Source organism: Pseudomonas mandelii, from assembly GCF_002251635.1.
Taxonomy (GTDB): domain Bacteria; phylum Pseudomonadota; class Gammaproteobacteria; order Pseudomonadales; family Pseudomonadaceae; genus Aquipseudomonas; species Aquipseudomonas mandelii_B.
The window spans coordinates 14,295-27,977 of sequence record NZ_NMOJ01000017.1 but is presented as its reverse complement, the minus strand read 5'-3'; the positions used below and the strand labels follow the sequence as shown (position 1 = coordinate 27,977).

11 protein-coding genes are annotated in these 13,683 nt (G+C 59.7%); 10 read left to right on the top strand and 1 reads right to left on the bottom strand.

From position 1 onward, the window contains the following. Positions 1–150 precede the first annotated feature (150 nt). Both B7L09_RS02945 and B7L09_RS02940 read left to right on the top strand, forming a co-directional pair. A complete protein-coding gene (locus B7L09_RS02945) occupies positions 151–711 on the top strand; it encodes an NADPH-dependent FMN reductase (protein ID WP_094467660.1) in 561 nt (186 codons plus the stop codon). Between the two features lie 109 nt (positions 712–820). Beyond that, positions 821–2,104 carry an arsenic transporter gene (locus tag B7L09_RS02940; protein ID WP_094467659.1) on the top strand — a complete coding sequence of 428 codons (1,284 nt, stop codon included), beginning with the start codon at positions 821–823 and terminating at the stop codon, positions 2,102–2,104. A gap of 127 nt (positions 2,105–2,231) precedes the next feature. On the opposite strand, the gene B7L09_RS02935 is transcribed toward B7L09_RS02940, so the two are convergent. Next, the gene (locus B7L09_RS02935; RefSeq protein ID WP_094467658.1) at positions 2,232–3,182 is read right to left on the bottom strand and encodes a DUF1853 family protein; all 951 of its coding nucleotides are present in this window, start codon (positions 3,180–3,182) and stop codon (positions 2,232–2,234) included. A gap of 107 nt (positions 3,183–3,289) precedes the next feature. Between B7L09_RS02935 and B7L09_RS02930 the strand changes: the two genes are divergently transcribed. From B7L09_RS02930 to B7L09_RS02895, 8 genes are all read left to right on the top strand, one after another. Next, positions 3,290–4,180: an NAD(+) kinase gene (locus B7L09_RS02930; protein ID WP_094467657.1), complete on the top strand. Its 891-nt coding sequence runs from the start codon at positions 3,290–3,292 to the stop codon at positions 4,178–4,180. Then, positions 4,177–5,151 carry a metallophosphoesterase gene (locus tag B7L09_RS02925; RefSeq protein ID WP_438269289.1) on the top strand — a complete coding sequence of 325 codons (975 nt, stop codon included), beginning with the start codon at positions 4,177–4,179 and terminating at the stop codon, positions 5,149–5,151. Before B7L09_RS02930 ends, B7L09_RS02925 begins: the two co-directional genes overlap by 4 nt. After that, positions 5,148–6,017, top strand: coding sequence for a rhomboid family intramembrane serine protease (locus tag B7L09_RS02920; protein ID WP_094467655.1), 870 nt, complete (start codon positions 5,148–5,150; stop codon positions 6,015–6,017). Before B7L09_RS02925 ends, B7L09_RS02920 begins: the two co-directional genes overlap by 4 nt. Positions 6,018–6,047: 30 nt before the next feature. Further along, positions 6,048–6,308, top strand: coding sequence for a YeaC family protein (locus tag B7L09_RS02915; RefSeq protein ID WP_094467654.1), 261 nt, complete (start codon positions 6,048–6,050; stop codon positions 6,306–6,308). Then, positions 6,305–7,135 carry a DUF2797 domain-containing protein gene (locus tag B7L09_RS02910; RefSeq protein ID WP_094467653.1) on the top strand — a complete coding sequence of 277 codons (831 nt, stop codon included), beginning with the start codon at positions 6,305–6,307 and terminating at the stop codon, positions 7,133–7,135. The genes B7L09_RS02915 and B7L09_RS02910 overlap by 4 nt, the downstream gene beginning before the upstream one ends. Positions 7,136–7,148: 13 nt before the next feature. After that, complete coding sequence (pepN, locus tag B7L09_RS02905; RefSeq protein WP_094467652.1) at positions 7,149–9,806, top strand: aminopeptidase N; 2,658 nt, start codon at positions 7,149–7,151, stop codon at positions 9,804–9,806. A 383-nt stretch (positions 9,807–10,189) separates the two neighbouring features. Continuing rightward, entirely contained in the window at positions 10,190–11,257 is a 1,068-nt protein-coding gene (locus B7L09_RS02900) for a WD40/YVTN/BNR-like repeat-containing protein (RefSeq protein ID WP_094467651.1), read from the top strand. Between the two features lie 28 nt (positions 11,258–11,285). Continuing rightward, positions 11,286–13,670 (top strand): efflux RND transporter permease subunit, encoded by a 2,385-nt coding sequence (locus tag B7L09_RS02895; RefSeq protein WP_094467650.1) that lies wholly within the window; start codon positions 11,286–11,288, stop codon positions 13,668–13,670. The last annotated feature ends 13 nt before the right edge of the window (positions 13,671–13,683 follow it).

Genomic DNA, 13,683 nt, shown 5'->3' with positions numbered 1-13,683 from the left:
CACTCGATTTGCGGTTCTGTAGACCGTGGTTGGGCGAAGTAAGTTTTCCTACGGGAAAAAAATAGTCAGGGGCGGTGAATTCAACAGCCCACTGGGTGAATCGTCATCTATAACTACAAGTCTTTCCAATCGAACAGTCGAGAATCTTCCATGAGCAACGTCTACACGATCGCCGTACTGGTCGGCAGCTTGAGAAAGGAATCGATCAACCGCAAGGTCGCGCTGGCGTTGGCCGAACTGGCGCCTGCCAATCTCAAGCTCACCATCGTCGAAATCGGCGAGCTGCCGCTCTACAACGAAGACATCGATGGAACTTCACCGCCGGCAGCCTACAGCACTTTCCGACAACAAGTGAGTTCATCCGACGCAGTGCTGTTCGTTACCCCCGAATACAACCGCTCGGTGCCGGCACCGTTGAAGAATGCGATTGACGTGGGATCGCGTCCCTATGGCAAGAGCGCCTGGAGCGGCAAACCAGGGGCGGTGATCAGCGTTTCGCCGGGTGCTGTCGGCGGGTTTGGGGCCAACCATCACTTGCGTCAGTCGATGGTGTTTCTGGACGTACCGTGCATGCAGCAACCGGAAGCCTATCTGGGAGGTGCCGGCTCGGCGTTCGATGAGGCGGGCAAACTGTCCGAATCGGTGAAGCCGTTCTTGCAGAAGTTTATTGATGCTTATGGCAAGTGGGTCGAACAACACAAAAAAGTGTGACCTGAACGCTGCTCGTCAGCTGCTACAGAAATCAGGTTATTCAGTCTTTGCTTTACTGCATATTCGAATTTCCATATATTCACGCCTCGTTNTTCGAAGGCCGTTCCGCATGCTTATAGCGTCGCTGATTTTTCTGCTGACCATCACCCTGGTGATCTGGCAACCCAAAGGCCTGGGCGTAGGCTGGAGTGCGACATTCGGCGCCGTGCTGGCGCTGATTTTCGGGGTGGTGCACCTGGCTGACATCCCGATCGTGTGGCAGATCATCTGGAACGCCACCGGCACCTTCGTGGCGCTGATCATCATCAGTCTGCTGCTGGACGAGGCGGGGTTCTTTGCCTGGGCAGCCTTGCATGTGGCCCGTTGGGGAAAGGGCAGCGGGCGCAAACTCTTCGCTTATATGGTGCTGCTCGGGGCNCTGGTCTCGGCACTCTTTGCCAACGACGGCGCGGCGCTGATCCTGACACCTATCGTGATGTCGATGCTGCTGGCGCTGCGCTTTTCCCCGGCGGCGACCCTGGCATTCGTCATGGGCGCCGGGTTTATTGCGGACACGGCGAGCTTGCCGTTGGTGGTATCGAACCTGGTGAACATCGTTTCGGCGGATTACTTCNATATCACCTTCAACCGCTATGCCGCGGTGATGATTCCGGTCAACTTTGTCAGTGTCGCCGCCACGCTGGGGGTGCTGATGTGGTTTTTCCGTCGTGACATTCCCAAGGCTTACGACCCCGAACAACTGGAACATCCGTCAACCGCGATCCATGACAAGGCGACGTTTTATGCCGGTTGGGCGGTGCTGGTTATCCTTCTGCTGGGTTGCTTTGCCCTTGAGCCGCTGGGCATTCCGATCAGTGCCATTTCCGCGGTATGTGCCGCGTTGCTGCTGGTCATCGCCGCCAAAGGCCACAAGATTTCCACGCGCAAAGTGTTGAAAGGCGCGCCGTGGCAGATCGTGATCTTTTCTCTGGGCATGTACTTGGTGGTGTACGGCCTGCGCAATGCCGGGCTCACCGGGTATCTGGCCGGGTGGCTGGACGGGTTTGCGCATTACGGCATTTGGGGCGCGGCGATGGGCACCGGCGTACTGACGGCCCTGTTGTCATCGGCGATGAACAACCTGCCGACGGTATTGATTGGTGCGCTGTCCATCGANGCCAGCCAGGCCACGGGTGTGGTCAAGGACGCGATGATCTATGCCAACGTCATTGGCAGCGACCTGGGGCCGAAGATAACTCCAATTGGCAGCCTGGCGACGTTGCTGTGGTTGCATGTGCTGCAGCGCAAGAATATCCGGATTGGCTGGGGGTATTACTTCAAGGTCGGGGTTGTGTTGACGGTGCCGGTTTTGTTGGTCACGTTGGCGGCTTTGGCCTTGCGTTTGTCCCTCTAGACCGAGTTGGCCCCATCGCGGGCAAGCCCGCTCCCACAGGATTTATGTCGAATGCACATTCGGCGAACGACACAAGACCTGTGGGAGCAAGCCCGCTCGCGATGGGGCCAGAACAGACACCAAAATCTCAACCACTGCCCGGCACATTCGGCCAAAGATCCGCCACCAGAAACAACCGCTCCGCTTCCTCCCAATCCCCCTCCGCATTCTCGATCAGCCGCACCATCAACTGCGCCGGGGCCAAAGGTTCCAGATCATTGAGCCATGCCTCCAGCTGCTCGGTGTTCCAGGTCTGCTCCACCGGATAATGCGCCGGCGCCAGCCACGCATGGCGGGGCAGGGGTTGCCAGCGGCCGAACGGGCGCTGCACGACAAAGTCCGCCCAGTCTTTCTGATGCAGCCAGCTGCCGCGCAGGTGCTGCGGATGCGCACCGTGGGGTGGCTCGGCTTGTCCTGGCCATGGATACAGCAGATAACCGCCCAGCCACAGATGTGCGCTGAACTGTTGAATATCCAGCGCCGCCAGCACCTCGCGACTCTCGGGGCGGGCGGAAATCGGCAGTTGGTGCTGCGTCAGATGCGCCAGTTTGCGGTCCAGTCGATCATGACAACCCGGCCCGAGCCACTGCGCCGTGTCCTGTCCGTCGCCATTCTGCGGGCCCAGATACAGTTTGATTGCCAGTTCCAAGTGATGCACACCGTCGCGATCGCGCAACAGCATGTCCAGCTCGCCCAGGGTGTGGCCTTCGCGGCGGATCGGCATGTTGGCGGCAATCAGCTCGATACCCGGCGCATGGCGCACGGCGTATTGCCACAAGCGTTCGTAATACAGGCCCAGTCGCCGGGTCCTGGCCTGTGCCAGCCAGTGCAGCAGGTCATAACTGTCACGGTCGAGTTGCTTCAGCCAGCGTTCCAGCTGCTCAGGTGCCTGCACCCAGTCGCTGCCGGCCAGCGGATGGCGTTGCGGCCAAGGCGTTTGGGCGAGCATGGGGGGCGCGAGGATGACCCAGGCCAGGTCGCGCACTTCGGGGTGGCGCAACTGGTGGGGTAACTGGAGCAAATCGGGAAATAGGATCATCTTGCGAGCATAGCCCTAAACATGAGTACACCCTTGTGGCTGAAAGGATTTTGTCTATCTCGCGCTTTCGCCCATAATCGTGTTTTTCACCGGCGCGCAGGAACCTCATGGAGCAATTTCGCAATATCGGCATTATCGGTCGCCTGGGCAGTACCCAGGTGCTGGACACCGTCCGCCGGCTGAAAAAGTTCCTGTTGGAACGCCACCTGCATGTGATCCTCGAAGACACCATCGCTGAAATCCTCCCGGGCCATGGCCTGCAAACCTCGTCGCGCAAGATGCTCGGCGAAGTGTGTGACATGGTGATTGTGGTGGGCGGTGACGGCAGTCTGCTTGGCGCGGCGCGTGCCCTGGCCCGACACAATATTCCGGTGCTCGGCATCAACCGGGGCAGCCTCGGATTCCTGACCGATATCCGCCCGGATGACCTGGAAGTCGAAGTCGCCAAGGTGCTCGACGGCCATTACCTGGTGGAAAATCGCTTCCTGTTGCAGGCCGAAGTGCGCCGCCACGGTGAAGCCATCGGCCAGGGCGATGCCCTCAATGACGTGGTGCTGCACCCGGGCAAATCCACGCGGATGATCGAGTTCGAGCTGTACATCGACGGCCAGTTCGTCTGCAGCCAGAAGGCCGACGGCCTGATCGTCGCCACGCCGACCGGCTCCACCGCCTACGCGTTGTCGGCCGGTGGCCCGATCATGCATCCCAAGCTGGATGCCATTGTGATCGTGCCGATGTACCCCCATATGTTGTCCAGCAGGCCGATTGTGGTCGATGGCAACAGTGAGCTGAAAATCGTGGTGTCCAAAGACATGCAGATCTACCCGCAAGTCTCCTGTGACGGGCAGAACCATTTTACCTGCGCCCCCGGTGACACCATCACCGTGAGCAAAAAGGCNCAGAAGCTGCGGCTGATTCACCCGCTCGACCACAACTACTATGAGGTGTGCCGGACCAAGTTGGGCTGGGGCAGCCGCTTGGGGGGTGGAGGCGACTGATGCTCGATCCCGCGCGTAGCTACGACCTGATTGGTGACGTGCACGGTTGCGCTCATACCCTTGAGCACTTGCTCGACCAATTGGGTTACCACAAACAAGGNGGCGTCTGGCGGCATCCGTCGCGAATGGCGGTGTTNCTCGGTGACATCATCGACCGCGGCCCGCGGATTCGCGAGGCGCTGCATATCGTCCATGACATGGCCGAGGCCGGACAGGCGCTGTGCATCATGGGCAACCATGAGTTCAACGCACTGGGCTGGGCCACGCCGGCGCCGCCGGGCAGCGGCAAGCAGTTCGTGCGCGAACACACGCCACGCCATGCGCGTCTGCTCGGTGAAACCCTGACTCAATTTGAAGGCCACCCAGCCGACTGGCATGACTTCCAGCAATGGTTCTACGAATTACCATTGTTTGTGGATGCCGGACGATTCCGCGTGGTGCACGCCTGCTGGGATGCCGGTCTGATCGAGCCGCTGCGCGCGTTGTTCCCCGATGGCTGCGTTGACGAACATTTCCTCCAGGCCTCGGCCGTGCCGGGCAGTTTCGCCTGCACCGTGTTCGATCGCTTGCTGCGCGGCACTGACATGCGTCTGCCCCACGGGCTGACCATGACCGGTGGTGATGGCCTGACGCGTTCGTTCTTTCGCACCAAGTTCTGGGAAGACGACCCGAAAACCTACGGCGACATCGTATTCCAGCCCGATGCGCTGCCGGAGCCNGTGGCCCAGACGCCGCTGTCGTCCACCGAAAAAAATACTTTGCTGCGTTACGGCGTCGATGAGCCGNTGTTGTTCGTCGGCCACTACTGGCGCAGCGGCAAACCGGCGCCGATCCGCCCGAACCTGGCCTGCCTGGACTACAGCGCGGTGCTGTACGGCAAACTGGTCGCCTATCGCCTGGATCAGGAAACCCGTCTTGATCCGCACAAATTTGTCTGGGTCGATGTCGAGCGGCCGGAGGTGATGTCATGAGTACCGTGGCTGTATTGCGCTTGCCACTGAGCGTCGACCTGGGCGGTTTCGTCAAACTGCTGCAACGTATGCAAGTGCCGCATCGCGTCAGCGAGGAGTCCGGTGAGCAGGTGCTGTGGGTGCCGGCTAATATCAGCGAAGACGTCCGCTCCTTGTATGAACGGTTCCCGGCGGGCGACCCCGATCAGCAACTGGACATTCCGGTGGCGCAAACCACCAAACGCCCCGGTTTCGTCGAGCAGATGCGCCATGCCAAGGCAACCGGGTTGGTGCTGCTATTGAGTCTGATCGTCGGTGCGATGACGCTACTGGGGGAAAACCTCGACACGATGCGCTGGCTGACCTTCCTCGATTTCCGCATCGTCGGCGAGTACATCCATTTTGTGCCCTTGACTGACAGCCTGGCGGCGGGGCAGTGGTGGCGGCTGGTCACCCCGATGCTGATCCACTTCGGCATCCTGCACCTGGCCATGAATGGCATGTGGTACTGGGAACTGGGCCGCCGCATCGAAGTGCGCCAGGGCAGTATCAACCTGCTGGGCCTGACCTTGCTCTTCAGCCTGGTGTCCAACTACGCCCAGTATTATTTCAGCGGCGCAACTTTGTTTGGCGGGTTGTCCGGGGTGCTTTACGGCCTGCTCGGGCATTGCTGGATCTTCCAGATGTTGTCGCCTAACCCGGCCTATCGCCTGCCCCGTGGGGTGTTGGTGATGATGTTGGTATGGCTGGTACTGTGCCTGTCGGGGCTGGTCTCGATGATCGGTTTCGGCGAAATCGCCAACGCTGCCCACGTCGGCGGGTTGCTCGTCGGATGCTTGACCGGTTTGTTGGGTGGTTTGTACAACCGCCGTAAACTGGCCGTCTAAACAGTTATGTATTAAAGCGCGGAGCCCTTGATGTCCTCTTTTAACGAAATGATCGAAAACATCACCCCGGATATTTACGAGAGCCTCAAGCTGGCCGTGGAAATCGGCAAATGGTCCGACGGCCGCAAGCTCACCGCCGAGCAACGCGAGCTGTCCCTGCAAGCGGTAATCGCCTGGGAAATCCAGAACCTGCCGGAAGAGCAGCGCACCGGCTACATGGGGCCGCAGGAATGCGCGTCCAAATCGGCGCCGGTGCCGAACATTCTGTTCAAGTCGGATGCGATCCATTGATTGAAATCGGTCGCGGTGCAGTCAGCAAAATGTCGGCGCAACTCGGTGAGCCGACCGTTCAATACGCGTTTCGTCTGGATGACGTCGAGGTGCCGGTCAATCCATTGATCGGTACCACGGTGCGTCTGGAGTACCTTGGTGCCATTCATTGCAGCCATTGCGGCCGCAAGACCAAAACCAGTTTCAGCCAGGGTTACTGCTACCCGTGCATGACCAAACTGGCCCAGTGTGATCTGTGCATCATGAGCCCCGAGCGTTGCCATTACGACGCGGGCACTTGCCGTGAGCCGGAGTGGGGCGAGAAGTTCTGCATGACCGATCACATTGTGTATCTGTCGAATTCGTCCGGGGTGAAAGTCGGGATTACCCGCGCTACCCAGCTGCCGACTCGCTGGATCGACCAGGGCGCCCGTCAGGCGTTGCCGATCATGCGCGTCGCGACCCGCCAGCAGTCCGGTTTTGTCGAAGACCTGTTCCGCAGCCAAGTGGCCGACAAGACCAACTGGCGCGCCTTGCTCAAGGGCGACGCGGTGTCGGTGAACCTGGCCGAGGTTCGCGATCAGTTGTTCGACAGCTGCGCCGAAGGGTTACAAGGTTTGCAGGAACGATTCGGCCTACAAGCAATCCAGACCATTGCCGACGTAGAAACCCTCGAAATCCGCTATCCGGTCGAGCAATACCCGGCCAAGATTGTCAGCTTCAACCTGGACAAGAACCCGATTGCCGAAGGCACGCTGTTGGGGATCAAGGGCCAATACCTGATCTTCGATACCGGCGTTATCAACATTCGTAAGTACACGGCCTACCAGCTCGCCGTGCATCAGTAAAAGGATGCAACCCATGCGCACCGAACAACCGAAGATGATTTACCTGAAGGACTATCAGGCGCCGGACTACCTGATCGAAGAGACGCACCTGACCTTCGAGTTGTTCGAGGACCACAGCCTGGTCCACGCGCAGTTGGTGATGCGCCGCAACCCTGAACGCGGTGCCGGCCTGCCGCCGCTGGTGCTGGATGGCCAGCAACTGGAGTTGCTGTCGGTCACCCTGGCCGACCGCGAGTTGAGCGACGCTGATTTTCAGTTGACTGAAAACCACCTGACCCTGCACCCGACCCGCGAAACCTTCACGGTCGACACCAGCGTGCGCATTCACCCGGAAACCAACACCGCCCTGGAAGGCCTGTACAAATCCGGCGGCATGTTCTGCACCCAGTGCGAGGCCGAGGGCTTTCGCAAGATTACCTATTACCTCGACCGCCCGGACGTGATGAGCACCTTCACCACCACGGTAATCGCCGAGCAACACCGCTACCCGGTGCTGCTGTCCAATGGCAATCCGATTGCCAGCGGCCCGGGTGAAGACGGTCGTCACTGGGCGACCTGGGAAGACCCGTTCAAGAAACCGGCGTACCTGTTTGCGCTGGTGGCCGGTGACCTGTGGTGTGTTGAAGACACGTTCACCACCATGACCAGCCGTGAAGTGGCGCTGCGCATCTACGTCGAGCCGGAAAATATCGACAAATGCCAGCACGCCATGACCAGCCTGAAAAAATCCATGCGCTGGGACGAAGAAACCTACGGCCGCGAGTACGACCTCGATATCTTCATGATCGTGGCGGTCAACGACTTCAACATGGGCGCCATGGAGAACAAGGGCCTTAATATCTTCAACTCCAGCGCCGTACTGGCCCGCGCCGAAACCGCCACCGATGCCGCGCACCAGCGGGTCGAGGCGATCGTCGCCCACGAATACTTCCACAACTGGTCGGGCAACCGGGTGACCTGCCGCGACTGGTTCCAGCTGTCGCTGAAAGAAGGCTTCACCGTGTTCCGTGATTCGGGCTTCTCCGCCGACATGAACTCGGCCACGGTCAAGCGCATCCAGGACGTGGCGTACCTGCGTACGCACCAGTTCGCCGAAGACGCCGGCCCCATGGCCCACGCCGTGCGCCCGGACAGTTTTATCGAAATCTCCAACTTCTACACCCTGACTGTGTACGAAAAGGGCTCGGAAGTGGTCGGCATGATCCACACCTTGCTCGGTGCAGAAGGCTTCCGTAAAGGCAGCGACCTGTACTTCGAACGCCACGACGGCCAGGCGGTGACCTGCGATGATTTCATCAAGGCCATGGAAGACGCGAACGGTGCTGACCTGACTCAGTTCAAGCGCTGGTACAGCCAGGCCGGTACGCCGCGTCTGGCAGTGAGCGAGTCCTACGACGCCGCCGCCAAAACCTACAGCCTGACCTTCCGCCAGAGCTGCCCGGAAACCCCGGACAAGGTGCAGAAACTGCCGTTCGTGATTCCGGTTGAGTTGGGCCTGCTGGATTCGAAAGGGGCGGCCATTGCGTTGCGTCTTTCCGGTGAAGACCGTGCTCAGGGCACTTCGCGGGTCATTTCGGTGACCGAAGCCGAGCAGACCTTCACCTTCGTTGATATCGCCGAACAGCCGCTGCCCTCGCTGCTGCGTGGTTTCTCGGCACCGGTGAAACTGAGCTTCCCGTACAACCGCGATCAACTGATGTTCCTGATGCAGCACGACAGCGACGGCTTCAACCGCTGGGATGCCGGCCAGCAACTGTCGGTGCAGGTGTTGCAGGAACTGATCGCTCAGCAGCAGAAGGGCGAGAAACTGGTGCTGGATCAGCGCTTGATTGCTGCCTTGCGCACCGTGCTGTCTGACGAGACGCTGGACCAGGCGATGGTTGCGGAGATGCTTTCGCTGCCGGGCGAGGCCTACCTGACTGAAATCAGCGAAGTGGCTGACGTCGACGCCATCCATATCGCACGCGAGTTTGCCCGCAAGCAATTGGCTGAAGGTTTGTTCGAGGCGTTGTGGCTGCGTTATCAGGCCAATCGCGATCTGTCGAAGCAAACCCCGTATGTGGCCGAGGCCGAGCATTTTGCGCGTCGCGCGTTGCAGAACATTGCGCTGTCGTACCTGATGCTCAGCGGCAAGCCTGAAGTATTGGCCGCGACCCTGGAACAGTTCGACGCCTGCGACAACATGACCGAACGCCTGACGGCGCTGGCGGTGTTGGTCAACTCGCCGTTTGAAGAGCAGAGGGCCTTGGCGCTGGCGAGTTTTGCCGAGCACTTCAAGGACAATCCGCTGGTCATGGATCAGTGGTTCAGTGTCCAGGCGGGCAGCACGTTGCCAGGTGGTCTGGCGCGTGTTCGCGCGCTGATGGAACACCCGGCGTTCAACATCAAGAACCCGAACAAGGTACGGGCGCTGGTCGGCGCGTTTGCCGGGCAGAACCTGATCAATTTCCACGCGGCAGATGGTTCGGGGTATCGCTTCCTGGCGGATCTGGTCATCGAGTTGAACGGCTTCAACCCGCAGATCGCTTCTCGCCAATTGGCACCACTGACTCGCTGGCGCAAATACGACGACGCCCGTCAGGCGTTGATGAAAGGCGAACTGGAGCGGATTCGTGCTTCGGGTCAGCTGTCCAGCGATGTGTTTGAAGTGGTCAGCAAAAGCTTGGCCTGAGTTTGGCGATGCTCCCGCGGGGTTCACTCGGGCTCTGTGGGAGTTGGCTTCTCTGTCTTGGCGGCCTGACAGCCGACCAATTTCCTCCTTGGTGTACATATCCATTCCTNCNCCGAACACCGAACACAGAAAAAAACCGGAAACCCTAATCACCCCACCTGATACCCAATCATTCACCCCACGACCATCCCCCTCAGGTTAACAAAACATAACGTGGCGTCGATTGTCAGACCTTTCCAAACCCCGATAGGATAAGCCAGCTTCCGAAGGGGCTCTAGATTGCGCATTTCAGGACTATGCTCCAGAACAGGCAATCCCGATGAGCACCCCTTACGGCGCCCTGAAAGGTTGAATGACCTAACAATAATAATGGGGGAAGGTCTATGAGTGAGCCTGTCATGGGTGTGGGTATTTGCCGCCCGCCGGCATTACGCAAGTTCGCGTTGCTGGCCACAGCGCTCTCGCTGTTGGGTTGTGCCGTGCTGTCGGCTCCTGCGTTGGCCGCTGCGGCGCCAGCGTCCGACATTGTTTATGCCGTTGAATCCGCCAAAGCCAGCAAGAGCTTGATGATCGATGTGGTCCACGCCGGCAAGCGTCTGGTGGCGGTCGGTGATCGCGGGCACATCCTCTATTCCGATGACCAGGGCAGCACCTGGNCCCAGGCCAAGGTGCCAACCCGCCAGTTGTTGACGTCGGTGTTTTTCGCCGACGACAAACACGGCTGGGCCGTCGGCCATGACGCACAGATCCTCGCCAGCGAGGATGGTGGCGCCACCTGGACCAAGCAATTCGAAGATTTGAAACGCGAATCGCCGCTGCTCGACGTCTGGTTCCAGGACGTCAACAGCGGCTTTGCCGTGGGCGCTTACGGTGCGTTGTTGGCCACCACCGACGGTGGCAAGCACTGGGAAGACGTCAGCGACCGTCTCGACAACGAAGACCAGTTCCACCTCAACGCCATCGCCCACATCGAGGATGCCGGGCTGTTTATTGTCGGCGAGCAGGGCAGCATGTTCCGCTCCAGCGACGACGGCCAGACCTGGGAGAAGCTCGAAGGCCCATACCAAGGTTCGCTGTTCGGCGTAATCGGCACTGCTCAGGCCAACACGCTGCTGGCGTACGGATTGCGGGGCAATCTGTTCCGCTCCACCGATTTCGGCACCACTTGGGAACCGGTCGAACTCAAGGCTGCCCGCGGTGCGCTGGAGTTCGGGTTGTCCGGTGCAACGTTGCTCGACGACGGTTCCATTGTCATCGTCGGCAACGGCGGCTCGGTGATCCGCAGCAACGACAACGGCGAAACCTTCAGCGTGTTCAACCGCCCGGATCGCATTTCCGTTTCGGCAGTGACGGCAGCAGGCAACGGCAATCTGATTCTGGCGGGACAGGGCGGCGTTCGCGTCACCTCGCCAACCGGTGCAGAGAATGGCAAAAACGGGTCGTCCAAATGAGCCGGGCAAATAATAAGAAGGCGGGTCTATGACATCCTTGAGCAGTCATCACCAAGACAAGGCGACGTTTCTTGAGCGCCTGATCTTCAACAATCGCCCGGCAGTCATCGTCATCTGCCTGCTGGTGAGTATTTTCCTGTTCTGGCAGGCGACGCTGATTCGTCCGTCCACCAGCTTCGAAAANATGATCCCGCTCGAGCATCCATTCATTCAAAAGATGATGGAGCACCGCAACGATCTGGCGAACCTGGGCAACACGGTGCGCATTTCCGTTGAAGCCACCGATGGCGACATTTTCTCCAAGGAATACATGGAGACCCTGCGTCAGATCAACGACGAAGTGTTCTACATNTCGGGCGTCGACCGCTCGGGCCTCAAGTCGCTGTGGAGCCCCAGCGTACGCTGGACCGAGGTGACGGAGGAGGGCTTTGCCGGCGGTGAAGTGATCCCGCAAAGCTACAACGGCTCGCCGCAAAGCCTCGACCAGTTGCGCAACAATGTGCTCAAGTCCGGCCAGGTCGGGCGCCTGGTGGCCAACGACTTCAAGTCGAGCATCGTCGACATTCCGTTGCTGGAGTCCTACCCGGACCCGCAGGATCAGGGCAAATTGCTGGCCCTGGACTACCGCAAGTTCTCCCATGAACTCGAAGACAAGATCCGCGACAAGTTTGAAGCGCAAAACCCCAACGTCAAAATCCACATCGTCGGCTTTGCCAAGAAGGTCGGCGACCTGATTGATGGCCTGGTCATGGTGGTGATGTTCTTTGGTATCGCGTTCGTCATCACCCTGATTCTGCTGCTGTGGTTCACCAACTGCCTGCGCAGCACCGTCGCGGTATTGAGCACGACATTGGTGGCGGTGGTCTGGCAACTCGGGCTGATGCACTTTTTCGGTTTCGGCCTCGATCCGTATTCGATGCTGGTGCCGTTCCTGATTTTCGCCATCGGTATTTCCCATGGCGTGCAGAAGATCAACGGTATTGCGCTGCAATCCAGTGAGGCTGACAACGCGCTGACCGCGGCGCGACGCACGTTCCGGCAACTGTTCCTGCCGGGGATGATCGCGATTCTCGCCGACGCCGTGGGCTTTATCACGCTGCTGATCATCGATATCGGCGTAATCCGCGAGCTGGCCATCGGCGCCTCCATCGGCGTGGCGGTGATCGTGTTCACCAACCTGATCCTGCTGCCGGTGGCGATCTCCTACGTCGGCATCAGCCAGCGCGCCATCGCCAAGAGTAAAAAGGACGCGCACCGCGAACACCCGTTCTGGCGCCTGCTGTCCAAATTCGCCAGCCCCAAGGTCGCGCCGGTGTCTGTTTTGCTCGCGCTGATCGCCTTCGGTGGCGGCCTCTGGTACAGCCAGAACCTCAAGATTGGCGATCTGGACCAGGGCGCACCGGAACTGCGCCCGGACTCGCGCTACAACAAGGACAACAATTTCATCATCAGCAACTACTCCACCAGTTCCGACGTGCTGGTGGTGATGGTCAAAACCCGTGCTGAAGGCTGTTCGCGCTATGAAGCCATGGCGCCCATCGACCAACTGATGTGGAAGATGCAGAACACCGAGGGCGTGCAGTCGGCGATCTCACTGGTGACCGTGTCCAAGCAAATGATCAAGGGGATGAACGAGGGCAACCTCAAATGGGAAACCTTGTCGCGCAACCCTGACGTACTGAACAACTCTATTGCCCGTGCCGATGGCCTGTACAACAACAATTGCTCGCTGGCGCCGGTGCTGGTGTTCCTCAACGACCACAAGGCCGAAACCCTCGACCGTGCGGTACATGCCGTGCAGGACTTCGCCAAGGAGAACAACAAGGACGGCCTGGAATTTATCCTCGCCGCCGGTAACGCCGGGATCGAAGCCGCCACCAACGAGGTCATCAAGGAGTCGGAGCTGACCATTCTGATCCTGGTCTACCTGTGCGTGGCCACCATGTGCATGATCACCTTCCGCTCGTGGGCCGCCACCCTGTGCATCGTGTTGCCGCTGGTGCTGACCTCGGTGCTCGGTAACGCCCTGATGGCCTTCATGGGCATCGGCGTGAAAGTCGCGACCCTGCCGGTCGTGGCGCTAGGGGTGGGGATTGGCGTGGATTACGGCATCTACATCTACAGCCGTCTGGAAAGCTTCCTGCGTGCCGGCTTGCCGTTGCAAGAGGCTTACTACCAAACGCTCAAGTCCACCGGCAAAGCCGTGCTGTTCACCGGCCTGTGCCTGGCAATCGGCGTGTGCACCTGGATCTTCTCGGCCATCAAGTTCCAGGCCGACATGGGCTTGATGCTCACCTTCATGCTGCTGTGGAACATGTTCGGCGCGCTGTGGCTGTTGCCGGCGCTCGCGCGGTTCCTGATCAAGCCCGAGAAACTGGCGGGGCAGAAGGGCAACTCGTTGTTCGCGCACTGATCCCTGGCTGAAA